Source organism: Parasphingorhabdus sp. (genome assembly GCF_048267785.1).
Taxonomy (GTDB): Bacteria; Pseudomonadota; Alphaproteobacteria; order Sphingomonadales; family Sphingomonadaceae; genus Parasphingorhabdus.
Map to the genome: position 1 here is coordinate 83,844 of NZ_JBLWWU010000013.1, position 22,973 is coordinate 106,816.

General features: G+C 56.8%; 20 protein-coding genes. 16 read left to right on the forward strand and 4 right to left on the reverse strand.

Annotated elements, in window-relative coordinates:
• The first annotated feature begins 100 nt into the window (after nucleotides 1–100).
• The 11 genes from nuoH (at nucleotide 101) to ACN0VD_RS11835 (ending at nucleotide 11,246) form a co-directional block, all read left to right on the forward strand.
• A complete protein-coding gene (gene nuoH, locus ACN0VD_RS11785) occupies nucleotides 101–1,150 on the forward strand; it encodes an NADH-quinone oxidoreductase subunit NuoH (protein ID WP_417594450.1) in 1,050 nt (349 codons plus the stop codon).
• A complete protein-coding gene (gene nuoI / locus ACN0VD_RS11790; protein WP_417594452.1) occupies nucleotides 1,147–1,632 on the forward strand; it encodes an NADH-quinone oxidoreductase subunit NuoI in 486 nt (161 codons plus the stop codon). Before nuoH ends, nuoI begins: the two co-directional genes overlap by 4 nt.
• A 147-nt stretch (nucleotides 1,633–1,779) precedes the next feature.
• Nucleotides 1,780–2,394: an NADH-quinone oxidoreductase subunit J gene (locus ACN0VD_RS11795; RefSeq protein ID WP_417594491.1), complete on the forward strand. Its 615-nt coding sequence runs from the start codon at nucleotides 1,780–1,782 to the stop codon at nucleotides 2,392–2,394.
• Complete coding sequence (gene nuoK, locus ACN0VD_RS11800) at nucleotides 2,391–2,696, forward strand: NADH-quinone oxidoreductase subunit NuoK (RefSeq protein WP_417594454.1); 306 nt, start codon at nucleotides 2,391–2,393, stop codon at nucleotides 2,694–2,696. Before ACN0VD_RS11795 ends, nuoK begins: the two co-directional genes overlap by 4 nt.
• Before the next feature lie 115 nt (nucleotides 2,697–2,811).
• Nucleotides 2,812–4,815: an NADH-quinone oxidoreductase subunit L gene (nuoL, locus tag ACN0VD_RS11805; protein ID WP_417594456.1), complete on the forward strand. Its 2,004-nt coding sequence runs from the start codon at nucleotides 2,812–2,814 to the stop codon at nucleotides 4,813–4,815.
• On the forward strand, nucleotides 4,815–6,356 hold the full coding sequence (locus ACN0VD_RS11810; protein ID WP_417594458.1) for an NADH-quinone oxidoreductase subunit M: 1,542 nt from the start codon (nucleotides 4,815–4,817) through the stop codon (nucleotides 6,354–6,356). The genes nuoL and ACN0VD_RS11810 overlap by 1 nt, the downstream gene beginning before the upstream one ends.
• The gene (gene nuoN, locus ACN0VD_RS11815; RefSeq protein ID WP_417594460.1) at nucleotides 6,356–7,810 is read left to right on the forward strand and encodes an NADH-quinone oxidoreductase subunit NuoN; all 1,455 of its coding nucleotides are present in this window, start codon (nucleotides 6,356–6,358) and stop codon (nucleotides 7,808–7,810) included. The genes ACN0VD_RS11810 and nuoN overlap by 1 nt, the downstream gene beginning before the upstream one ends.
• Before the next feature lie 8 nt (nucleotides 7,811–7,818).
• Nucleotides 7,819–8,520 carry a biotin--[acetyl-CoA-carboxylase] ligase gene (locus ACN0VD_RS11820; protein WP_417594493.1) on the forward strand — a complete coding sequence of 234 codons (702 nt, stop codon included), beginning with the start codon at nucleotides 7,819–7,821 and terminating at the stop codon, nucleotides 8,518–8,520.
• Nucleotides 8,521–8,535: 15 nt separating this feature from the next.
• Nucleotides 8,536–9,318 carry a type III pantothenate kinase gene (locus ACN0VD_RS11825; RefSeq protein WP_417594462.1) on the forward strand — a complete coding sequence of 261 codons (783 nt, stop codon included), beginning with the start codon at nucleotides 8,536–8,538 and terminating at the stop codon, nucleotides 9,316–9,318.
• Nucleotides 9,315–10,955 (forward strand): ribonuclease J, encoded by a 1,641-nt coding sequence (locus ACN0VD_RS11830; RefSeq protein ID WP_417594464.1) that lies wholly within the window; start codon nucleotides 9,315–9,317, stop codon nucleotides 10,953–10,955. The genes ACN0VD_RS11825 and ACN0VD_RS11830 overlap by 4 nt, the downstream gene beginning before the upstream one ends.
• 6 nt (nucleotides 10,956–10,961) lie before the next feature.
• Nucleotides 10,962–11,246 (forward strand): DUF1467 family protein, encoded by a 285-nt coding sequence (locus ACN0VD_RS11835; RefSeq protein ID WP_417594466.1) that lies wholly within the window; start codon nucleotides 10,962–10,964, stop codon nucleotides 11,244–11,246.
• 2 nt (nucleotides 11,247–11,248) lie between these two features.
• Here ACN0VD_RS11835 and ACN0VD_RS11840 read toward each other — a convergent pair whose 3' ends face one another.
• Entirely contained in the window at nucleotides 11,249–13,585 is a 2,337-nt protein-coding gene (locus tag ACN0VD_RS11840) for a hypothetical protein (protein WP_417594468.1), read from the reverse strand.
• A 68-nt stretch (nucleotides 13,586–13,653) separates the two neighbouring features.
• On the opposite strand from ACN0VD_RS11840, the gene ACN0VD_RS11845 reads away from it, so the two are divergent.
• The 4 genes from ACN0VD_RS11845 to ACN0VD_RS11860 all read left to right on the forward strand — a co-directional run bounded on the left by ACN0VD_RS11845 (nucleotide 13,654) and on the right by ACN0VD_RS11860 (nucleotide 17,779).
• The gene (locus ACN0VD_RS11845; protein ID WP_417594470.1) at nucleotides 13,654–13,962 is read left to right on the forward strand and encodes an Hpt domain-containing protein; all 309 of its coding nucleotides are present in this window, start codon (nucleotides 13,654–13,656) and stop codon (nucleotides 13,960–13,962) included.
• Nucleotides 13,963–14,082: 120 nt separating this feature from the next.
• Nucleotides 14,083–15,288, forward strand: coding sequence for a hypothetical protein (locus ACN0VD_RS11850; RefSeq protein WP_417594472.1), 1,206 nt, complete (start codon nucleotides 14,083–14,085; stop codon nucleotides 15,286–15,288).
• 71 nt (nucleotides 15,289–15,359) lie between these two features.
• Nucleotides 15,360–16,400: a hypothetical protein gene (locus tag ACN0VD_RS11855; protein ID WP_417594474.1), complete on the forward strand. Its 1,041-nt coding sequence runs from the start codon at nucleotides 15,360–15,362 to the stop codon at nucleotides 16,398–16,400.
• Complete coding sequence (locus tag ACN0VD_RS11860) at nucleotides 16,397–17,779, forward strand: sensor histidine kinase (protein ID WP_417594476.1); 1,383 nt, start codon at nucleotides 16,397–16,399, stop codon at nucleotides 17,777–17,779. The genes ACN0VD_RS11855 and ACN0VD_RS11860 overlap by 4 nt, the downstream gene beginning before the upstream one ends.
• A 51-nt stretch (nucleotides 17,780–17,830) precedes the next feature.
• Here the strand turns inward: ACN0VD_RS11860 and ACN0VD_RS11865 are convergent, their stop codons facing one another.
• Nucleotides 17,831–19,114: a citrate synthase gene (locus ACN0VD_RS11865; protein ID WP_417594478.1), complete on the reverse strand. Its 1,284-nt coding sequence runs from the start codon at nucleotides 19,112–19,114 to the stop codon at nucleotides 17,831–17,833.
• A 27-nt stretch (nucleotides 19,115–19,141) separates the two neighbouring features.
• Nucleotides 19,142–20,545 (reverse strand): glutamate--tRNA ligase, encoded by a 1,404-nt coding sequence (gltX, locus tag ACN0VD_RS11870; protein WP_417594480.1) that lies wholly within the window; start codon nucleotides 20,543–20,545, stop codon nucleotides 19,142–19,144.
• A gap of 70 nt (nucleotides 20,546–20,615) precedes the next feature.
• Here gltX and ACN0VD_RS11875 point away from each other — a divergent pair, with 70 nt between their 5' ends.
• A complete protein-coding gene (locus tag ACN0VD_RS11875) occupies nucleotides 20,616–22,838 on the forward strand; it encodes a ComEC/Rec2 family competence protein (protein WP_417594482.1) in 2,223 nt (740 codons plus the stop codon).
• On the opposite strand, the gene ACN0VD_RS11880 is transcribed toward ACN0VD_RS11875, so the two are convergent.
• Nucleotides 22,832–22,973 (reverse strand): LexA family protein (locus ACN0VD_RS11880; protein ID WP_417594495.1); only part of this gene is annotated, 142 nt, incomplete at its 5' end. The genes ACN0VD_RS11875 and ACN0VD_RS11880 overlap by 7 nt on opposite strands.

Below are 22,973 nucleotides of genomic sequence, written 5' to 3' on the forward strand. Positions count from 1 at the left end.
TGGAGGGGGCTCGCCTCACACGCCAACTTTGCGTCTGGCCTAGCGCCCCCTCCGTCACACGCTACGCGCGCGCCACCTCCCCGCAAGCAGGGAGGATATAATGACCGAATATCTCCAGTCCCTTATCGGTTTTGAACTCGGCTGGTTTGTCGCCACGCTCGCGCTGATCCTGCTGATCGCGCTGCCGCTGATGTTGGCTGTGGCTATGATCATCTATGTCGACCGCAAGGTCTGGGCAGCAATGGCGTTGCGGCGCGGACCCAATGTCGTAGGGCCTTTCGGCCTGCTCCAGTCCTTTGCCGACGGCCTGAAAGTTTTCCTGCAGGAAACGATCATTCCGTCGAGCGCCAATAAGGGCCTGTTCCTGCTGGCACCGATTATCACCTTCACCGTAGCCCTGCTGGCCTGGGCGGTTATCCCGTTCGGCGAGGATATGGTGCTCGCGAATATCAATATCGGCTTGCTCTATATTCTCGCGATCAGTTCGCTCGGCGTCTACGGTGTGGTTATCGCCGGCTGGGCGAGTAACTCGAAATATCCGTTCTTCTCCGCGATGCGCGCCGCCGCGCAGATGATCAGCTACGAAGTCTCGATCGGCTTCATCCTGATTTCGGTGGTGTTGTTTGCCGGAACCTTCAATCTGTCCGACATCGTCATGGCGCAGGAAGGCCATATTTTCGGGATGGTCAATGCCTATGGTCTGAACCCGCTGTTGTTCCCGATGGCGGTGGTGTTCCTGATTGCCTCGATGGCGGAAACGGCGCGTCATCCTTTTGATCTGACCGAAGCGGAAAGCGAATTGGTCGCCGGTTATCAGACCGAATATAGCTCGATGTCCTTCGCTTTGTTCTGGCTCGGTGAATATGCCAATATCCTGCTGATGTGCGCGCTCAACGCGATCCTGTTCTGGGGTGGCTGGCTGCCGCCGATCGACTGGGAACCGCTTTACGCGGTACCGGGCATCTTCTGGCTGTTTGGCAAGATGTTCTTTTTCTTCTTCATCTTCAGCTGGGTGATGGCGACGGTACCGCGCTACCGCTATGACCAGCTGATGCGTCTGGGCTGGAAGATATTCCTGCCGCTCAGCCTGCTCTGGGTGTTCCTGGTCAGCGGCTATGTGATGATTGACAAGTTTGGATTGCCGCTATGAATATTGCACAAACCATCAAGGCCTTCACGCTTTGGGAATTTCTCGGCGCGCATTTGTTGACGCTGAAATATTTCTTCAAGGCGAAGAAGACGATCAACTATCCCTATGAGAAGAACCCGATTTCGCCGCGGTTCCGGGGGGAACATGCGCTGCGGCGCTATCCCAATGGCGAGGAACGCTGTATTGCCTGCAAGCTGTGCGAAGCGGTCTGTCCGGCGCAGGCGATCACGATCGAGGCTGAGCCGCGCGAAGACGGTTCGCGCCGCACCACGCGCTATGACATCGACATGACCAAGTGCATCTATTGCGGTTTCTGTCAGGAAGCCTGTCCGGTCGATGCGATCGTCGAGGGACCGAATTTCGAATATGCGACGGAAACGCGCGAAGAGCTGATTTACGACAAGTCGAAACTGCTGGAAAACGGCGACAAATGGGAGCGGGCAATCGCGGCAAACCTTGCCGCCGATGCGCCTTATCGGTAATGGGCGGGGGAACACGGGGATTATGATAATTTCACACGATTCTGACATACTCGTCATCCCAGCGAAGGCTGGGATCCAAACCAATATATGCTCTTCCACCACAGGCGGGTTAGGCCCCAGCCTTCGCTGGGGTGACGGAGTGGGAATATAATGCAAATATTTGCTTTCTATCTATTCGCATCCATCGTGCTTGCCAGTGGTGCTTTCTGCATCTTTGCGCGCAATCCGGTGCATAGTGTCTTGTGGCTGATCCTGGCGTTTTTCAACGCAGCGGGGCTGATGTTGTTGGTCGGAGCCGAATTTATCGCCGCCTTGCTGGTGATCGTCTATGTCGGCGCGGTTGCGGTCCTGTTCCTGTTTGTCGTGATGATGCTCGACATCGATTTTGCTGAATTGCGGGCCGGGTTTATGAAGAATTTGCCGCTGGGATTGCTGCTGGCTCTGGTGCTCGTCGTGGAAATTATCTTTGGCGTCGGTGCCTGGCAGTCGTCTGGTATGGGAGAGGCGACAGCGGCGGTCGGGCCGCCTGCCGGAGCGCCTTCCAATATCGAACAGCTGGGTGCTTTGCTCTACACCCGATATGTGTTCCTGTTTGAAGCGGCGGGGATGATCCTGCTGGTCGCGATGGTCGGCGCGATCGTGCTGACCCTGCGGACGCGCGGTGGTGTGCGTAAACAGAATATCGCCGACCAGATCGCGCGCCGTCCTGAAGATGCAACGCGCAACACACAACCCGAAATCGGCAAGGGAGTGGAATTGTGATCGGCATTGAACATTATCTCGTTGTCAGCTCGATCCTGTTCGTGATCGGCATGCTCGGCATTTTTCTCAATCGGAAAAATGTCATCATCATCCTGATGGCGATCGAACTGATACTGCTCGCGGTGAACCTCAACTTCGTCGCGTTCAGCGCCTTTCTTGGCGATATGACCGGGCAGATATTCGCCATGTTTGTTCTGACCGTGGCCGCAGGCGAAGCTGCTATCGGACTGGCCATTCTCGTGATCTATTTCCGTCAGCGCGGCACGATTGCCGTCGATGATGTCAACCGGATGAAGGGGTAGCGCCGGTGAGTTTTATTTCTGTCATCCCAGCGAAGGCTGGGATCCAACCCAAATCATGTGCTCCCACTGCAGGCGGGTTAGCCCCCAGCCTTCGCTGGGGCGACGAGGTTAGTTCGTGAACAGTATCACCCTCATAGTATTCCTGCCGCTGCTGGCAGCGATCGTCGCCGGTTTCGGCAACCGTATCATCGGCAATGTGCCGGCGAAAGTCATCACTACGGGCGCGCTATTCACTGCCTGTGGACTGAGCTGGCCGATATTCATCGGTTTCCTGAGCGGAACCAGCACCGCCGAGGTCGTGCCGGTCCTGACCTGGATTGTGTCCGGTGACCTGACTTTTGACTGGGCTTTGCGGGTCGACACGCTGACCGCCGTGATGCTGGTCGTGGTGACCACGGTCTCTGCGCTCGTGCATCTCTACAGCTGGGGCTATATGGATGAAGATCCGGACCAGCCACGTTTCTTCGCCTATCTGTCGCTCTTCACCTTTGCCATGCTGATGCTGGTGACCGCCGACAATCTTGTACAGATGTTCTTTGGCTGGGAAGGCGTGGGGCTTGCATCCTATCTGCTGATCGGTTTCTGGTTCAAGAAACCCAGCGCCAACGCCGCCGCGATCAAGGCGTTCGTCGTCAACCGCGTCGGTGACCTTGGCTTCATGCTCGGTATTTTCGGTACCTTCCTGGTGTTCGGCACGGTGTCGATCCCCGAAATTCTCGAAGCCGCTCCTGCGATGGCTGGTTCGACCATCACATTCGCCGGCATGCGTCTCGATACGATGACCATAATCTGCCTGCTGCTGTTTGTTGGCGCGATGGGCAAGTCGGCGCAGCTCGGTCTGCACACATGGTTGCCGGACGCGATGGAAGGTCCGACCCCCGTGTCGGCGCTGATCCACGCGGCCACGATGGTGACCGCAGGCGTGTTCATGGTCTGCCGCCTGTCGCCGATGTTCGAAACCAGCGATGTCGCGTTGACCGTTGTCACCATTGTCGGCGCTTGCACCGCGATATTCGCCGCGACCGTCGGCCTCGTCCAGAATGATATCAAGCGCGTGATCGCCTATTCGACCTGTTCGCAGCTCGGCTATATGTTCTTCGCCGCTGGCGTTGGCGCTTATAATGTCGCGATGTTCCACCTGTTCACCCACGCCTTTTTCAAGGCGTTGCTGTTCCTCGGCGCCGGTTCGGTGATCCACGCGATGCACCACGAACAGGACATGCGCTATTATGGCGGACTGCGGAAAGAAATCCCGCTGACCTTCTGGGCGATGATGGCCGGTACGCTGGCGATCACCGGTGTCGGTATCTACTGGCTGCACGCGGGCTTTGCCGGCTTCCATTCCAAGGATGCGATCATCGAGGCGGCCTTTGCCTCGGGTAGCGAAGCCGGCCAGTTCGCCTTCTTCATCGGCGTGCTTGCGGCTCTGCTGACCAGCTTCTACAGCTGGCGCCTGATGTTCCTGACCTTCTGGGGCAAGCCGCGCTGGATCCAGTCCGAGCATATCCAGCACAGCGTTCACAAGACACCCGAAGAAGCCGGCGCCGACCAGACCGGTGGCTATCACCCGCATGAAAGTCCGTTATCTATGCTGATTCCTCTCGGCGTTCTCTCCGTCGGCGCCGTCTTTGCCGGCTTTGTGTTCAGCCATGCCTTCATCGATGATGGCGCGTTCTGGAACGGATCCATCGCTTATGACGCCGGCCTGATGCACGCGATGCACGAAGTGCCGCTGTGGGTGAAATTGTCCGCTACGGTGGCCATGCTCACCGGTCTCGCAACCGCCTATTTCATGTATTTCCGCGGAACCGACCGTCCGGCAAGACTGGCCGCGACCTTCAGCCCGCTGTACAATTTCTTCTTCAATAAATGGTATTTCGACGAGCTCTACAACCTGATCTTCATCCGTCCCGCCTTCTGGCTGGGCCGGAAATTCTGGAAGACTGGTGACGAAGGCACGATCGACCGCTTCGGCCCCAATGGTATCGCTTCGGTGATCGCCAGCGGCTCGGGCGCGATGAAACGCTTCCAGAGCGGTTATCTTTATACCTATGCCCTGGTCATGCTGCTCGGTCTTGCCGCCGCCGCGACCTGGATTATCGTGCAGGGAGCCAGCTAATGAACCAGCTTGATTTCCCAATCCTGTCCCTGATGATGGGCCTGCCGATGCTGGCAGCGATTATCTGTCTATTCCTCAATGCGCAGGCGGCACGCTGGCTGGCGCTTGTGACGACGCTGGTGCTGTTCGTGCTCGGCGTGGTTCTCTGGGCCAATTACGACATAGGCGGTCCGCAATGGCAATATGTCGAACGGGCCGACCTGTTCGGCAATTTTGCCTGGGCGCTGGGTATCGACGGTATTTCGATGCTGCTGATCATGCTCACTGTTTTCCTGATGCCAATCTGTATTGGTGCCAGCTGGGAGTCCGTCCAGACCCGCGTCGGCGAATATATGGCGGCCTTCCTGTTCATGGAAGTGCTGATGATCGGCGTGTTCGCGGCGCAGGATATCTTCCTCTTCTACATCCTGTTCGAGGCGGGCCTGATCCCGATGTATCTGATCATCGGTATCTGGGGCGGGGCGAACCGGATTTACGCCAGCTATAAATTCTTTCTCTATACCTTGCTCGGTTCGGTGGTGATGCTGGTTGCTATGCTGTGGATGGTACAGGATGCCGGAACCAGCGATATTCCGACCCTGCTCAACTATGATTTTGCGCCCGAGGCACAGACATGGCTGTGGTTGGCCTTCTTCGCCAGCTTTGCGGTCAAGATGCCGATGTGGCCGTTTCATACCTGGCTGCCCGACGCGCACGTTCAGGCGCCAACCGCCGGTTCGGTAATTCTGGCTGGTGTATTGCTGAAAATGGGTGGCTACGGCTTCCTGCGCTTCTCGCTGCCTATGTTCCCGGAGGCATCCGAACAGTTCATCTGGCTGGTCTTCGCGCTGTCGATGGTAGCCGTGGTCTACACGTCACTGGTTGCTTTGGTGCAGCAGGACATGAAGAAGCTGATCGCTTATAGTTCGGTCGCCCATATGGCGATCGTCACGCTCGGCCTGTTCGCCTTCAACCGTCAGGGTATCGAGGGCGCTGTCATCGTGATGCTGAGCCATGGATTGGTGTCCGGCGCGCTGTTCCTGTGCGTTGGTGTGATCTATGACCGTCTGCACACACGGGAAATCGATCGCTACGGTGGACTTGCGATCAACATGCCGAAATATGCGATCCTCTTCATGCTGTTCACCATGGCCTCGATCGGCCTGCCGGGAACCAGCGGCTTCGTCGGCGAATTTCTCTCGCTGGTGGGCCTCTACAAGGTCAATAGCTGGGTCACGCTGGTTGCAACGACCGGGATCATATTGGGGGCTGGCTATATGCTCTATCTCTATCGCCGCGTCGCTTTTGGCGAGCTTGTTCACGAGGATGTCAAAGCCATGCCTGATCTTTCCGCACGGGAACTGGCGCTGCTTGCGCCGATTGCGGCCGCTGTCATGTGGATGGGCGTCTATCCCGAAAGCTTCATGGCACCGATTCGCGGTGACGTCGGATCGCTGGTTGCCCGTATCGACCGTGCGGCGCCGGAGGGGGACGCACATCTCAAAATGGGTGAGGCGAAAAAAGCCGTCGCCAAAGATCATGCCGAAGGGGAGGCACACTGATGGGTATCGGAAATTCCCTTTGGCTGGTTTCACCAGAAGTCTTTCTCTCCATATCGAGTCTGATTCTGTTGATGATCTCCGCATGGGGTGGTGAAAAATCAGCGCGCTTGGTGACCATATTGGCGGCGGCCGCGCTGTTTGGCGCGTCGATCCTGCTTATGGCTCTCGCGCATCTGCCCGAATTCAAGGACGGGGCTTCTGCATTTAGCGATCAATATCGCATGGATGCCTTTGGCAGCACCGCGAAATTCCTGATCTATATTGCGGCGATCATATGTCTGATGGTTTCGCCGCGCTTTTTCCAGAGCGGGGGCAAATATCGGCCGGAATATCCGGTTCTGATCCTCTTTGCCTGCGTCGGTATGGGGATGATGGTGTCGGCAACGGACATGATGACGCTCTACATCGGGTTGGAACTCAACAGTCTGTCTTCATATGTTCTGGCCAGTTTCATTCGTACCGATGTGCGGTCTTCCGAAGCCGGGCTGAAATATTTCGTTCTCGGCGCACTGGCTAGCGGAATGCTGCTATTCGGCATATCTCTGGTCTATGGTTTTGCCGGCTCAACGAGTTTTGCGGTCATTGGTGAGACCCTGAGCGGGAATATTTCCACCGGGCCGCTGATCGGACTGGTGCTTGTCCTGTCCGGTCTGGCGTTCAAGATCAGCGCCGTGCCGTTCCATATGTGGACGCCCGACGTGTATGAAGGCGCACCGACGCCGGTCAGCACATTCTTCGCCAGCGCGCCGAAAGTGGCCGCTGTGGCGCTGACCGCACGGGTCATAATCGAAGCCTTCGGCGGCCAGACTTCGGCCTGGCAGCAGATCATCATATTTGTCGCGCTGGCATCAATTGTCCTCGGCGCGGTCGGAGCAATCGGCCAAAAGAATATCAAACGGCTGCTTGCCTATAGTTCGATCAACAATGTCGGTTTCATGCTGATCGGGCTCGCCGCGGGTACCGCGCAGGGCATTTCCGCGATGATGTTCTATCTCGCTATCTATGTCGCGATGACATTGGGCAGCTTTATCTGCGTGCTGGAAATGCGCGACAAGGACGACAAGCCTCTGGAAAGTCTGTCGAGCCTCGCCGGATTGTCGCAATCGCGTCCGGGTCTTGCCGCCGCTTTTGCGATCTTCATGTTCTCGCTCGCGGGTGTTCCGCCGCTGTTCGGATTCTGGGGCAAGTTCCTGGTATTCGACGCCGCCGTCGCAGCGGGCATGTTCCCTCTCGCGGTCATCGGTATTGCCGCTTCTGTGATCGGGGCTTTCTACTATATCAAGGTCGTCAAGATCATCTATTTTGATGATCCTGCCGGTGAGATTGTTGCTACGGGACACAAGACCGAAAACGGTTTGATTGCCCTTATGGCGCTGCTGGTATCGCCGCTCGGTTATCTGACAATACCGTTTGTTGCACCGATCACCGCTGCTGCTGCGGCGTCGCTTTTCTGACCATCAGGATAGAAACTGTCGGCAGGACCGCGTCCACCAATGCGGACGTGAAGGCGCTTGCCATGCAGGGCAGCGTCGCCGAAGGATTCTGGCTGCGGGCGAAGACACAATCGGGAGGGATCGGACGTCTGGGACGCAAATGGGAGAGCCCGGCGGGTAATCTCTATTGCAGCACGGTCGTCGACATACGCTCTGGTGACCCGCTACCATCAAGCCTTTCTTTTGTCGCGGGGGTGGCGGTTTACAAGGCCATCCGTTCCTTTCTTCCAGGCGCCGAGATGATCCTGAAATGGCCGAATGATATCTTGGTGTCAGGAGCAAAAATCTGCGGTATCCTGCTCGAACGGATGAAGGATCAGGTCGTGGTTGGCATTGGCGTGAATATCGCGGTCAAGCCGGAGATCGAGGGCAGGGCGGTGACCAGTCTGGCGGCGGAAGGGGCGACGATCGACGCTCCCGGTTTCCTCGCTCGCCTGTCCGAGACCTTTGCCGTTGTCATGAATGAATGGCGTGATCAGGGATTTCCGTATATATTGACCGAATGGCAGAAACTGGCCCATCCGGTCGGTAGTATCATCACGACCAGCGATGAACGGGGTGAAACAACCAGCGGCGAATATGCCGGCCTTACCGCTGATGGCGCACTTTGCTTGAGAAAAGGCGACGGAACGCTTATCGAAATACGCGCCGGTGATATTTCCATCGGATAGAAAGAAGAGTCGCTCATGCTATTGGCCATAGATGCTGGTAACACCAATGTTGTGTTCGCGCTGTTCGACGGCGACGACATTCGCGCGCGCTGGCGCATCGCCACCGATGCTCGCCGCACCGCGGATGAATATGTCGTCTGGCTGCGGCAGCTTCTGGAACTGGAAGGCCTTGCGATTGGCGACGTTGACGCTGTGATCATCGGTACGGTGGTTCCGCGTGCCCTGCATAATCTGACGGTCCTGTCGGAGAAATATTTCGGCGTGGTCCCGTTGGTTGCGGGCCGGGGAGCGGCAGACTGGGGTGTCGCGCTGGATGTCGAACAACCCGACAGCGTCGGTGCCGATCGTGTGCTCAATGTGATCGCAGCGCATCAGAAATATAATCAGGATATTGTCATCATCGATTTTGGTACGGCGACGACCTTCGACGTTGCTGATTATGAAGGCGCCTATAAGGGCGGCATCATTGCCCCCGGGATCAATCTTTCGCTTGATGCACTGGTCGGAAAAACCGCGCAATTGCCGCGTATCGCGCTGGAATCGCCCGAAAGCGACAATGTCATCGGAACAACGACCGAAAGCCAGATGCTGATTGGCATTTTCTGGGGCTATGTCGCGATGATCGAAGGGCTGGTGGCTCGCACCAAGGCGCAAATCGGCCGACCGACCAAGATCATTGCTACCGGCGGATTAGCCGTACTTTTTGACGAACACACAGATATTTTCGATCATCTGGAAGCAGATCTGACTCTTCAGGGCCTGCATTTCCTCTATCAGCGAGCAACAAACGCTTCATGACAAAATCTAAAAAAGAACTTCTCTTCCTGGCCCTTGGCGGTTCGGGTGAAATCGGCATGAATGTCAACCTGTACGGCTGTGACGGCAAATGGGTGATGGTCGATCTCGGCATGACCTTTGCCGACCCCAGCTATCCGGGGATCGACCTGATTCTGCCCGATCTTGAATTTATCGAGAAGAACCGCAAGGATCTGCTCGGTATCGTGCTGACCCATGGCCATGAAGATCATATTGGCGCGGTACCCTATTTCGCCGCCGACCTCGATGTTCCGCTGTTCGCCACGCCTTTCACGGCAGGCCTGATCCGTCGCAAGCTAGAAGAGGTCGGACTGGAAAAACAAGTCAAGCTCAACATCATCCCCAATGAGGGCAGTTTTGATCTTGGTCCATTCGGGTTTCGCTATCTGCCGATCGCGCACTCTATTGCCGAGGGTAATGCGATGCTGATCGACACGCCTTATGGCCGTATTTTTCATACCGGTGACTGGAAGCTGGATGCCGAACCAGTGCTTGGTGTTCCATCAACTCCCGAAGATTATACCAAAATCGGTGATGAGGGCATATTGGCGATGGTGTGCGATTCGACCAATGTATTCAATGAAAGCGCATCCGGTTCGGAAGGCGAAGTGCGTCGCAACCTTATGCGGGTCGTCGAAGAGATTGATACAAGGATCGTGGTGACGACCTTTGCATCCAACGCTGCGAGGCTCCAGACGCTCGGTGAAGTCGCCATCCATGCCGGGCGTAAGCTCTGTGTCGCTGGCCGCTCGCTCGACCGGATTATCGATAATTGCCGCGAAAACGGCTATCTCAAGGATTTTCCGCCGACCGTGGACTTTCAGGAGGCGATGAGCCTGCCACGCGACAAGGTCATGATCATTGCAACCGGCGGTCAGGGGGAGGCGAGAGCTGCGCTGGGCCGGATTGCCAGTGATAGCCACCAGATCAAACTTTCCGAAGGCGATCATGTGCTCTTTTCGTCCAAACAGATCCCGGGCAACGAAATCGCGATTGGCCGGATCCAGAACCAGCTTGCGGCCAAGGGAGTCGTGATGATCACCGAGCGTCAGGAACATATCCACGTTTCGGGTCATCCTGGACAGCCGGAGCTGGCGCAGATGTACAAATGGATCAAGCCGGAAATTCTGGTGCCGGTCCATGGCGAAATCCGGCATATGAAAACGCAGGTTCGGTTCGGCCTCGAACAGGGTATTCCGAAAGCGATATTCCAGCAGAATGGCGATGTCGTGCGACTGGCTCCCGACGGACCAAAAATAGTGGGACAGGAACGCACCGGCCGGCTCGTCCTTGATGGCGACGTGATCATCCCGGCGGACGGAAAAACGCTGAACGAAAGGCGTAAGACGGCGCATAACGGGATGATATCGGTCGCTATCGGTCTGGACCAGAAAGGCAAGATCTTCGGACAACCGGTGCTGAAAATGCACGGTGTTCCGCTGGAAGAAGACGAGGAAGATTTCCTTGATGAAGTGGTCGACAAGATCGTCGGCAAATATTCCAAGCCGGTTGGCGACATCGACAAGTTCAATGAAGCGATCCGCCTACTTGTCCGGCGGGCAGCGACCGAGTGGACTGGCAAGAAACCGGTCGTTTCGGTGCTCACTGTGGAGGCTTAGCCGACCATGGAACTCTACTCCGTTTTCGCGATCTATATATTATTCTGGGTGACAGCCGCATTCATCATCCTGCCTATCGGCATCCGCAGCCATCATGAAACCGGCGAAAAAATGGTGAAAGGGCAGGCGGACGGTGCTCCGGCCAATTTTCGGCCCTGGCGGGTATTGTTGCTGACCACCCTGCTGGCGACGGCGATGTTTGGCCTATTCTATCTCAACTATGTCTATGGCTGGATCAGCATAGATACGATTGATTTCTTCGATAGCCGGGAACGGATGAAAGACATCTGATCCTAGCTGCGTAAGCGTTCGATCGCCTGGGCCAGAGCGACATAAAGCTTGCCGACATCCGATGACAGCAGGGTCACGCTGATAGCGCTGCCATCACGGGTGGCGAGCACACCGCGCAACATCGCTTCGAAATCATGGATGTAGCGGTTAACATGCTCGCGGAATTCGTCATTGCCAGAATATTGGGCCAGGATTTCGCGCACTTCACGATTGTCGAGCAAGCGAACGGCACGCCGCGTGAAGATACCGCGATCACCCTTCAGATAGGCCGCCCATTCGGTGTCGGTGACATCGTTTGACAGGATTTTTCCGACATCAATCGAGATGGAATTGAGAGACTCGGTCAACTGCGCCACTCGTCGGGTGAAATTCTCGTCGTTGCTTTGTTCCGCTTTTTCTTTTGCAAACAGGATGCGTTGCTCGAGTTTCGTGGTCATATCCTCGATAGCAGCCAGTTGATCGGTGAGATGTGCGGCGGTGGACTGGGTCGTGGCGACGGCACCCGATACGGCCTGCTCCAGTTTCGGCGCTATCGAGGCGATCTTGTCGTCGATGATCCGATTCAGCGCTTCTTCGCTTACCTTTTCAAAGGCTTGGGTCGAACCAGTAATGGAATTTTCCAGAACTTCCCGAGAATGTTCGGAAGCCTGTTTGGCTGTTTCCTTCACGCGGAGGAGCGCGCTGATCAGCTTCTCGCCGGCGCTTTCGGCAAGAGATTCATTCTGCTCCCGCACTTCGTCGATCGCTCGGGAAATATCGGATATCTGTTCGACAATGGACTGGCTCGCCACGCCTCCATCTTCCTGCAATTTTTTGATCTGTTCCTGTTGCTGGCTGATGGACAGGTCCGTTTGGGCAATTTGTGCCGCTATTTGGGCAGCATCTTCCTGCGCCTTGTGCGCTTCGCTGGCGATCTGATTATAAAGGGAGAGGCTTTCCCTGGACTTTTCGGAAACCCGTTCGAAAGCATTGGGTAAGGTCTCGTCCATTTCCCGCGCGCTGCTGTCAAGCGCAACGAGCAGGCGTTCCATCCTTTCGATCATGCCATCGGCGAGGCCATGTCCGTTTTCCAGTGACTGCTGGAGGGCGGCGCTATTCTGTTCCATTGCGGTCATCGCAAAGGCCAGTTTCGCGGTTTTGTCACCGCTCTGATTGTCGAGCTGTTTGATATGGTCGGAGATGTCCGAAACCGTCCGGTTCAGCGTTTCTGCCAGCACTTTCAGGCGCGCTTCTTCGTTGTCAGCAACCTGTCCGGCTGACGCCAAGGCGGCTTCCAGATCGTCCAGCTCCGCGCGCATTGCCTGCGCCGATTCCGATGTTTCCGTCGCCAGCTCGGTGCGTGTCTGGCGGAGGGCTTCGATCGTTTCCGCAGTCGTCGTTTTCAACAAGTCCGCCAGCTGGCTCGATCCGGTGCCCGCATCGTCAAGCTGTTTCATCAGACTGGATTTGATTCTTTCGGCTTCGCCCGCGAGACTTTCTACCGACAGGGCTGACTTGTCGGTCAGATCATCAAGACTCTTTTTGGCTGCTGCGCCGACTTCCGCGATTCTTCTGAGGGTTGAGACCATGGCTGCCATTTCGGTCTGGGCGGTGCGTCCTGCATTGCCGATCTGATTGGTGACGTCCTTGGCGGTGTTGATGATGACCGGAAGATGTTCGCGCAACTGCTCAAGATTCTTGTAGGCCGCGTCACCGACCTTATCGAGCTTCTGCATTTTTCCGAGACCATCTGCCAGCGAACTCTTGATCAATTCGGCAGCATTGGTCAGCTTGACCGAAGACTGATCCCCGAGAAATTCCAGTTCCCGGCTTTCCTGACCGAGAAATTCACGCGCAACGCTGAGCTCATTGTTGATGGTTTTCAGCCGTGTTTCCAATAGTTCGGACTCGGTGCGCAGTGATGATGATACATCGGCAAAGCGATGTGCCTCTTTGGTGCTGTTGCGCATATAGAGCAGATAGAAAATACCTAGGGTGACGACAGGCAGGCACCATTGGGTGAGCAGGTCTATTCCATATTTCGCTGTCGGCATTGTCGTAAAAATGTCGCGGTTTGCCCATAGGTAAAATGCGGTCCAGCTGGCTATGGAAAGGGCCAGCAACAGCGGGGGTATATAGAGGGAGCGCGCGGCCGAGGCCGGTTCATCTGCGGCATAATGACTCCAGCCGTCATCTGAAGAACCGCCGCTATTTTGCGGAGTTTCTTCGGAAAAATCCTGTCGCTCGATTTCCGGATCGAGCGCTTCGCTTTCGATACCTGCGGTTGATTCTGCATGGTTGTCATCGGGGGTTTCGTCCCGATCACGCCACATCCCGATAATCTTGTTTTCACCTGCCATGAGGCTATTTAACACAAAATGGAATCATATAAACCATAAGTTAACCATGTCGGATGTAAACCGGCCAAATGTCTTTTGATTACGGAGCTTTGGATGCCGCTTTGACGGCTGCAGTAGGGGACGACCAGTCGCTTGTCGTCGAGTTGCGAGAGGCATTCCTGGAAAGTGCAAGACGGCAGGTCGACCTTTTGGGCAGATCGCGTTGCGATGCCAATTGGGAATATGCCGCATGGCGTCTAAAAGGACTGGCGGCCAGTTTTTCAGCAACCAAAATTCTGAAACTCGCGGACGAGGCAGCCCATTCGGCACCGGGCGATCCGGTAATATTGCGTAAATTGCAGAGCGCTGTTGCCGAGGTCGAGCGCCACCGGGACTGACTCTGCCTTTCCGGTGCACAGAACGCGCCGTCTTCTCCAGATTATCGCTTGGCATGTCTGGGCGGCACCATCTATGGACGGAAATGACCTTCCTATTCATTGATCGGGACCCCAATATCCGTGAAACTGGCACTGATTTCTCTGGCGAAAGACGATCTCGACGGAAACGGACCAATTGCGTTGCTGCCATTGTTCGGCGGAACTCTGCTCGATTTGCAGATTAGCGCGGCGCAACGCTTTGGCTGCGAAAAATATATATTCCTCTGTCCGGTAACCCATGGTGCGCTGCTGCAGAAGATCGATGCGATGAAGCAGCAGGGACTGGATGCCGAATATGTCCGCAGCCCCAGTGATCTGGTACAATATGCAAGCGACCAGGATCACGTGGTCTATATAGCCGATGGCATATTGCCGAATGCCGAGGTTGTCGAGCAGTTGAGTGGAACACCACAGGAATTGCTCTTCACCGTGCTCCATGCCGATGAATATCAGGAGTTTGAGCGTATCGACCTCAACCAGCGCTGGCTCGGGATCGTCTCTCTGAAGACATCCCGTCTGAGCGCAATGATCGATATCCCAGATGACTGGGAAGTCGGTTCGGCCTTGCTCAGAACCGCCGTTCAGGCCGATTGTCCGCGTGCGATAATATCTGATCGCAAAATGGGTTCTGGCGCGATCGCCCATGTGCAAAGCGAAATCAGCGCGGAGCAGTTCACCCGACGCAAGTTGAGAGAAATGCCTGTAAAACGGGACAATTTCCTGAACCGGTTTATGCTGCACCCCCTGACCAAGCGCAGCCTGCCCCGGCTGTGGAAAAAGAAGGCGGCGCCGCAATATCTGGGGATTTTTTCCCTGACAGCTGGGATCGCGGCGATTCTGACAGCGGTACTCGGCTATCCTGTTGCATCGCTGTCGCTGCTTTTCATCGGCAGCACGGCGCAATTTGCCCGGATAGCGATGGTACAGTTTGACGCTATTCTGCCAATCCGGGACTGGACCGCATTGGTGCTGGATTTGCTTGCCGCAACCGGAGTGGGGATATTGCTCTTCCATGCGTCCGACGCCGGGACACTGGTGCCAAATATCGTGATTGGAGTGTTGTTGCTCGCCCATCTGTTGCTGTCGAGCAGGAAACCGGTCAACAGACCGCTGGCGCTGGCCCGACCGGACTTGCGACTGGTTGTGCTTGGCTTGCTGCTGGGAACTGTTTTCGGACATTTTGCGTATGGCCTCTATGGCGCAGCGCTTTACTCCGGCTTATTCCTCGTTCTTGATCGCTATCTGGCGAAGGATTCGCCGGGAAAACCGGCCACGTCGGATGAATAGCGGATATCTCGCTTAGTGGCTTGTTAACCACATTAGGGTACGGCCAATCTATGGCACAGCAAGATATTCAGATGAACGAAATGATGAATATGGATATCATCCGATTTGCATCGGCAATGGCAGACAAAACCTCGTTCATTGCTGAGGATTTTGCTCAGGTCCTGTTTCCCAAAACCAGCGTCATTTTCAACGATCGTATGCGGTCCAATGCGCTGCAATATCTGCGCAGTGTCGTCGGTCAGCTCGAACAGCAGATATGTGTGATCGCAGTCCGTGAATTTGGCGTCGCGCAGGACGTGCTCCAGAAGATAGCGAATGGCGGAGAAGGCCGGAGCTATCGACTGCTGGCGGATTCCGGTTTGCTCAACACGGTGGAGATCGTCCAGCACCTGTTTATCAAAGCACAGCAAAGCGAACTGGCGGCACGATTGCTGCAAAAGATTTCGCAGCAGGATCTCGAAGCGACTCTGACGCGTCATCTCGATCATCAAGACCCCGTTGTTGCCGAAGCCGCCATGGGATTGCTGGTCGCCCAATCCAAAACGACGGGTGCCGCGGGAGAGATTTCTGCGAGCCTCGCAGATTTGTCTGCTGAAATTGCCTATGCTTTCGCCTGGCCGGTGACGGCTTCGCTTGTCAGGCTCTCCGGCTTGTCCGGTCCACAACTGCAACAGGCAACGGAACGATTTCTTGCTTCGCATGACGAGAGCGCCGGGGTCGCGCGCAAGGCCAGCCGTCTTGCCCAGCTGGTCGAGCAGTCAGGCACAGCAGAAGACAATATCCCGCATCCGATGAGAGATGGCCTGTCGCTGTTCATTGCGCGACTGGCGCGACAAACCGGATTGACCAGTGATCAGATCGTGAGCTTTACGGCCGAGCCGAATATGGCACGCTTCGTTGTCGCGATGCGCGCAGCAGATTTCCCCGTCCAGGAGGCATTGTCAGTCTTTTCAGCGCTGGATGGCGGCGACCATATTTTGACCGCCGCAACCTATCGGGAGACTGATCGCGACCGGGCGCTGGCGTTGGTGTCAAGCTGGACCGCCCCCGATACCTATCAAAATGCCAAGCGGATTTTGGCCGACGACAGCCTGGATGATCGAGGAAAATGACGGCATCGGGCAAACTGGCCGAACCGGTCCGAGGACAGGTGGACGCCGACGGTATGCTTTTGTCGGCGGATCCTTTGCTGATGCGCCTTCACTTGCGCAGCGGTGGTGCAGAAGGGGGGCCATTGGCCGTTCCCGAATTGGCAGAAATTTGCCGGATAAGCAGGCGGTTGAGGATGAATCTGTCGCGAGCGGTGCAGGCGTCCGACGATGACTGCCGGATCGATATGTGGGTGGAAACACGTTTTGTCGCGTCGGACAAGGAACCGCAGGTCAGTCTTGCGATTATCGACTGGAAAGAACGGCTGTATGATGACTCCGATAAAGTAGACCCGGCGCGCGAGCGGGATTTTGACCGTCTGGAAGGGCGCGGTGCGATCAGGACCGATGCGGCGTTGCGGATCATTTCGCTGCAAATGCCTGTCGAGTCCGGACATCTGTCCGATGCCATCGGGCAGTCTCTGCTTGAGATATATGACGTCTTCCCTCCCTCAGCTCACTCACGGTTGCTCGAAGCGGTGGCCGAACGGCAACCGATCCGGAACCAGCGGATGCGGGAGAAAAGCGGAAGCCAGCGTTTGTTTCTGTTTCAGGGGCAACCGCTGATAGACAAAGTAGGCATTTTTGCCGGCTACCGTTTTACGGCTGTGCCTGACGGTCCGGAAGCAAGCGGCCAGGATGCGAAGCCTATGACCGGGAAACTGATTAGCGACAATCTGTTCGGTTTCCAGCTCGGTCCAGCCCTGCGCCAGCCACTGGGCAAAATCATCGCCAATGCCGAAACGATCAGCAGCAAATTGCAAGGGCCGCTGCGGGGAGACTATGCCAGCTATGCCAAGGATATCGCCTCGGCGGGTCGCCATTTGCTCGATCTGGTCAATGATCTTTCCGATCTCGAGGCGATCGAGCGTCCAGAATTTACGGTCGCGGCGGACGATATTGATCTTGTTGATCTGGCCCACCGCGCGGCGGGCCTGCTGGCGGTCAAGGCTTCCGATCACCAGATACGGATCGATCTTCCCGACGAGGGCGGGAAACTGCCAGCTCGCGGCGAATTTCGCAGGTCTTTGCAGATTCTCGTCAATCTGATTGGCAATGCAATTCGCTATTCACCCGATGGCTCGGTTATCAAGGTGCGTGTTGCTGCCGACGAGGAATTTGCCCGGATTTCGGTGACCGATCAAGGTGATGGTATCGCTGCGGAAGATCAGGCCAGGATTTTTGAGAAGTTCGAGCGACTGGGGCGGTCGGGCGACGGCGGCAGCGGTTTGGGGCTGTTTATCTCTCGCCGACTGGCGCATGCAATGGGCGGCAGTCTGATCGTGGAGAGTGCCGCCGGCAAAGGTTCTACCTTCATCCTGTCACTCCCATACCGGGAATAGCCAAAAAAAGGGGAGCGTAAAGCTCCCCTCTTTCATCAATGTCTATAGCCTTTAGCGTTTGTCGATCGGCACATAATCGCGTTTGGCCGGACCCGTGTACAACTGGCGCGGGCGACCGATGCGCTGGCCGGGATCGGAAATCATCTCGTTCCACTGCGCAACCCAGCCGACGGTACGGGCGAGGGCGAACAGCACCGTGAACATCGACGTCGGGAAACCAATCGCTGACAGAATGATGCCCGAGTAGAAATCGACGTTCGGGAACAGCTTCTTGTCGATGAAATAGGGATCGTTGAGCGCCATTTCTTCGAGCTGCAATGCAACGTCAAAGACCGGATCCTTGACCTTCAGCGTGTCAAACACTTCCCGAACTGTTTCCTGCATCACAGATGCTCGCGGATCGTAGTTTTTATAGACGCGGTGGCCAAAGCCCATCAGGCGGAACGGGTCGTCCTTGTCCTTCGCACGCTTGATATATTCAGGAATACGGTCGGGATGACCGATTTCGTGGAGCATGTTGAGCGCCGCTTCATTGGCGCCGCCATGGGCAGGACCCCAGAGGCAGGCAATGCCGGCCGCGATGCAGGCAAACGGGTTGGCGCCCGAAGAACCGGCGAGCCGGACGGTCGAGGTCGACGCATTTTGTTCGTGATCAGCGTGGAGGATGAAAATCCGGTCCATCGCCTTTTCAATCGCCGGGTGCACTTCATATTCCTCGGCAGGAACACCAAAGGTCATGCGCAGGAAATTGCCGGTGTAGGACAGTTCATTGTCGGGATAGACGAACGGCTGGCCGATCGAATATTTATAGGCCATGGCGGCAATGGTGGGCATCTTGGCGACCAGACGGTGGCTGGCGATCATTCGCTGGGCGGGATCGTTGATGTCGGTGCTGTCATGATAGAAAGCCGACAGCGCTCCTACAACACCGCACATGATCGCCATCGGGTGCGCGTCGCGGCGAAAACCCTGATAGAAACCGCGCAGCTGCTCGTGCACCATGGTGTGGCGGGTGATCGTGTTGGTGAAGTCCGAATATTCGTCCGCCGTCGGCAGTTCGCCGCGAAGCAGCAGATGCGCCACTTCCATGAAACTGCTGTTCTCGGCGAGCTGTTCAATCGGATAGCCGCGGTGCAGCAGGACGCCTTCGCCGCCGTCGATGAACGTCAGCTCTGATTCGCAACTGGCGGTCGAGGTGAAACCGGGGTCATAGGTGAAGGCACCGGTCTGGCCGTATAATTTGCGGATATCGACGACATCCGGGCCGACAGTACCCTTCAGAACCGGATATTCGTAATTTTCGCCGTTGATGCTGAATTTTGCGTTATCGCCCACGATATTGTCCTTTCTGCTCCTGAAAACTCAGGTTTTTTCTATTTGATCTGCAAGACGTCCCAGCGATTCTTCTTTGCCAAGAAGGACCAGGACGTCAAAAATTCCGGGTGAACTGGTGCTTCCTGTTAAGGCGGCGCGCATAGGTTGTGCGAGCTTCCCCAGCCCCAATTCGGCAGACTCTGCGATCGCTTTTATGACTTCTTCCGTTGTCTCGAGTGTCCAGTTTTCCAGATCAGCCAAGCCAAGGTGAATCGATTTCAGCAGTGTCCGTGCATCGGCGTCTAGCAGGCTTTCTGCCCGTTCGTCGAGGTCAAGTGGACGTTTTTTAAAGAGAAAAAGACTGGATCCGGCCAATTCAATCAGATTTTTCGCCCGACTTTTCAAAACGGGCATGGCCTGGGCCAGCAAATCCCGGTCCGAAGCGGAAATTGTTGTGCCCAATTCCTGCTCGATCCAGGGGGCTGCGAGCCGAACCAGATCCGCGTCGGCGGCAGCGCGCATATAAAGGCCATTCAGATTTTGCAGCTTCTTGGTATCAAAACGCGACGGGGATTTGCCAATGCCCGACAGGTCAAACCATTCGATCGCCTGTTCGCGGGAGATGATCTCGTCATCGCCATGGCCCCAGCCCAAACGCAGAAGATAGTTGAACATCGCGTCGGACAATATGCCCATGTCGCGATAGGCCTCGACGCCCAGCGCGCCGTGGCGCTTCGACAATTTTGCGCCGTCGTTTCCGTGGATCAGCGGGATATGCGCATATTCCGGTTCGGCCCAGCCCATCGCCCTGATCAGCGCAAGCTGCCGGAAGGCGTTGTTGAGATGATCGTCACCACGAATCAGATGGGTGACCCCCATATCATGATCATCGACCACCACCGCGAGCATATAGGTCGGCGTGCCGTCCGAACGCAGCAATATGAAGTCATCAATCTCACTATTCTGGACCGAAACATTGCCTTGCACCATATCGGATATCGTGACCTTGCCGGCCATTTCGGTTTTCAGCCGGATCGCATAAGGCGCGCCTTCCGGTGCTTCAGAGGGATCGCGATCGCGCCAGCGTCCATCGTAGCGCATCGGCTTTTTCTCGGCGCGTTGCTGCTCGCGCATGGCGGCCAGTTCTTCCTGAGTGGCGAAACATTTATAGGCATTGCCCGAGGCCAGCAATTCATGGGCGACTTCGGCATGGCGCGCAGCGCGCGCGGACTGGAAAACCGGTTTATCGTCCCAGTCGAGGCCCAGCCAGTCGAGACCTTCGATAATTGCGTCAATCGCCTCCTGGGTTGAGCGGGCCTTGTCGGTATCTTCTATACGGAGCAGCGCCTTGCCGCCGTGATGACGGGCAAACAGCCAGTTGAACATTGCGGTACGAGCCCCACCGATGTGGAGAAAGCCGGTCGGGGAGGGCGCAAAACGGGTTACGACCATATTTGTCTGTTTCGGCTGATTTGCCTCATTTGAATTCACGCTTGCTTGGCCCCTGTGATAGACGTGGGAAATGCGGGATGGATTGAGCCCGAATGGCACCAGAGGCACCGGTTCCGGTTCGATCAGGCTCGGCCTTAGCATGCTGTTTCATCCGCGACAATTCATTGAATTGATACATTGGCAAAGGCTGGTGGAAAAGCTTGAATCGCTGCTGGAAAGGGAGCGAGATCAATTGCCCCTGTGGTTGCCGGTCGCGCTCGGCTTCGGGATCGCCGTCTGGTTCGATCTTGCGTCTCCAGCCATGTGGCTTGGCTTTATCTGTCTTTGCGGCGCATTCGCGTGTCTCGCCGTCATGCGCGGCAACGCACGTCGTACAGAAAATGCGCTTTTCTGGTTTTGTCTGTGCGCCGCTGTCGGCTGTGGCCTGATCTGGTTTCGGTCGTGGCAAGTCGCCGCGCCGGTGCTCGAGCGGCCCTTGGTCATCCTGTTCAACGCCGAAATCGAGCGGGTCGAGCCGGTTCTGGCCCGGGATATGGTCCGGCTTACGCTGATAACCGGACAAGATCAGCACCTGCCGCCGCGTGTCAGGGTAAACGTGCCCTTTGATCATGCTGGTCCCGCTTTACAAAAAGGCGCGCTGATCCAGTTGCGGGCCCGCTTGATGCCGCCGGCGATGCCGGCACTGCCCGGTGCCTATGATTTTTCCGAGCGCGCCTGGTTTCAGGGGCTCGGCGCGACCGGGCAGGCGCTGGGGGATATCCGGATATTGCGTCCCGCCGATCCGCTCTTCGCGCTGTCGCGCTATCGCCAGCAGCTGTCGGCCCATGTCCAGTCGCAAATGTCCGGCGCTGCCGGTGCGATTGGCGCAACCCTGGCCACCGGGGACCGGGGCGCGATTGATGAGGCGGATGCCGAGGCAATGCGGCGCAGCGGGCTGGCGCATCTGCTGTCGATCAGCGGCCTCCACGTCACCGCGGTGGTCGGCGCAATCTATCTGCTGGTGCTCAAGTCGCTCGCCTTGTCGCCCGCGCTCGCTCTGCGCTTTCGTTTGCCGATCGTGGCAGCGGGATGCGCGGCGCTGGCTGCGGTCGCCTATACGCTGATGACGGGAGCGCAGGTGCCAACGATCCGGGCCTGCGTCGCGGCCCTGCTGGTGCTGGCGGCGCTGATGATGGGGCGCAGCGCGATCACCCTGCGGATGGTCGCGGCGGGGGCGCTGTTTGTGCTGGTCTTCTGGCCGGAGTCGCTGGTCGGCCCGAGCTTCCAGCTCAGTTTTGCGGCGGTCACCGCGATTATCGCGCTGCACGAACATCCGCGGATAAAGGCGCTGGTGATGTTGCGCGACGAAAGCCTGTTGCGCCGTATCGGCCGTTTCATATTTTCGCTGTTTCTGACCGGTCTGGTGGTTGAAATCGCGCTGATGCCGATAGCCCTCTACCATTTTCACAAGGCCGGAATCTATGGGGCGCTCGCCAATATCATCGCTATCCCGCTGACAACATTCGTGATCATGCCGCTGGAGGCATTGGCCCTCATATTCGATAGCGCCGGACTGGGAGCGCCCTTTTGGTGGCTGTGCGAAAAGGCGTTGACCAGCCTGATCGCGCTGGCTCATTTCGTCTCCGGCCAGCCGGGCGCGGTAACCATGTTGCCGACGATGCCGGTTGCCGCCTTTGCTCTGGTCATCGCGGGCGGGCTTTGGCTCTGTCTGTGGCGGGAGCGTTGGCGCTATTGGGGCCTGATCCCCGCCGCCATCGGGGGCTTGCTGATCTTCACCACCCGCGCGCCCGATATCTATATCACCGGCGATGGTCGCCATGTCGGCATCCGCAACGATCGGGGAGAATTGGCTATGCTGCGTACCCGCAGCGGTGACTTCATTCGGAGCATGATATTGGAAAATGCCGGGGTCGAAGGAGAGGTGCTGGCGCTGGAGGATTGGCCCAATGCTGATTGCAACCCCGATTCCTGTCTTGTAACTTTGGCCGGAAAGGACCGCCAATGGCAGGTGCTGGCCACCCGCAGCTCGCACTATATTTCCGCATTGGCGCTATCAGCAGCATGTCGCCGTGTGGATATTGTCGTCAGTGACCGGCGCCTGCCGACCAGCTGTCAGCCGCGCTGGCTCAAGGCGGATCGGGATTTGTTATCGCAGGTAGGCGGAATGACCATCGATCTGGAAAGGCAGAGGGTAGCTACAGCGGTTGCATGGACAGGCCGGCATGACTGGACCCGCTATCGGCCTCGGGAGGCGGTTGCGAGGGAACGCGTCCCCCGCAACAAAAATCAGTAGCGCCGCAGCAGTCCGGCCATTTTGCCCTGAATGCGCACTTCGCCCGGACCATATATCTGTGGTTCATAGGCCGCGTTGGCGGGATCAAGCCGCACGCCACCGCCGTTTTTGTGCAGATATTTCAGCGTCGCTTCT

What these genes read in the sequence shown, in the direction of transcription:
- ACN0VD_RS11825 (WP_417594462.1), top strand. Translation starts at nt 8,536, where the DNA reads ATGCTATTGGCCATAGATGCTGGTAACACCAATGTTGTGTTCGCGCTG.
- nuoH (WP_417594450.1), top strand. Translation starts at nt 101, where the DNA reads ATGACCGAATATCTCCAGTCCCTTATCGGTTTTGAACTCGGCTGGTTT.
- ACN0VD_RS11860 (WP_417594476.1), top strand. Translation starts at nt 16,397, where the DNA reads ATGACGGCATCGGGCAAACTGGCCGAACCGGTCCGAGGACAGGTGGAC.
- ACN0VD_RS11835 (WP_417594466.1), top strand. Translation starts at nt 10,962, where the DNA reads ATGGAACTCTACTCCGTTTTCGCGATCTATATATTATTCTGGGTGACA.
- ACN0VD_RS11875 (WP_417594482.1), top strand. Translation starts at nt 20,616, where the DNA reads ATGCGGGATGGATTGAGCCCGAATGGCACCAGAGGCACCGGTTCCGGT.
- gltX (WP_417594480.1), bottom strand. Translation starts at nt 20,545, where the DNA reads ATGGTCGTAACCCGTTTTGCGCCCTCCCCGACCGGCTTTCTCCACATC.
- ACN0VD_RS11810 (WP_417594458.1), top strand. Translation starts at nt 4,815, where the DNA reads ATGAACCAGCTTGATTTCCCAATCCTGTCCCTGATGATGGGCCTGCCG.
- ACN0VD_RS11830 (WP_417594464.1), top strand. Translation starts at nt 9,315, where the DNA reads ATGACAAAATCTAAAAAAGAACTTCTCTTCCTGGCCCTTGGCGGTTCG.
- ACN0VD_RS11845 (WP_417594470.1), top strand. Translation starts at nt 13,654, where the DNA reads ATGTCTTTTGATTACGGAGCTTTGGATGCCGCTTTGACGGCTGCAGTA.
- nuoN (WP_417594460.1), top strand. Translation starts at nt 6,356, where the DNA reads ATGGGTATCGGAAATTCCCTTTGGCTGGTTTCACCAGAAGTCTTTCTC.
- ACN0VD_RS11840 (WP_417594468.1), bottom strand. Translation starts at nt 13,585, where the DNA reads ATGGCAGGTGAAAACAAGATTATCGGGATGTGGCGTGATCGGGACGAA.
- ACN0VD_RS11855 (WP_417594474.1), top strand. Translation starts at nt 15,360, where the DNA reads ATGAACGAAATGATGAATATGGATATCATCCGATTTGCATCGGCAATG.
- nuoI (WP_417594452.1), top strand. Translation starts at nt 1,147, where the DNA reads ATGAATATTGCACAAACCATCAAGGCCTTCACGCTTTGGGAATTTCTC.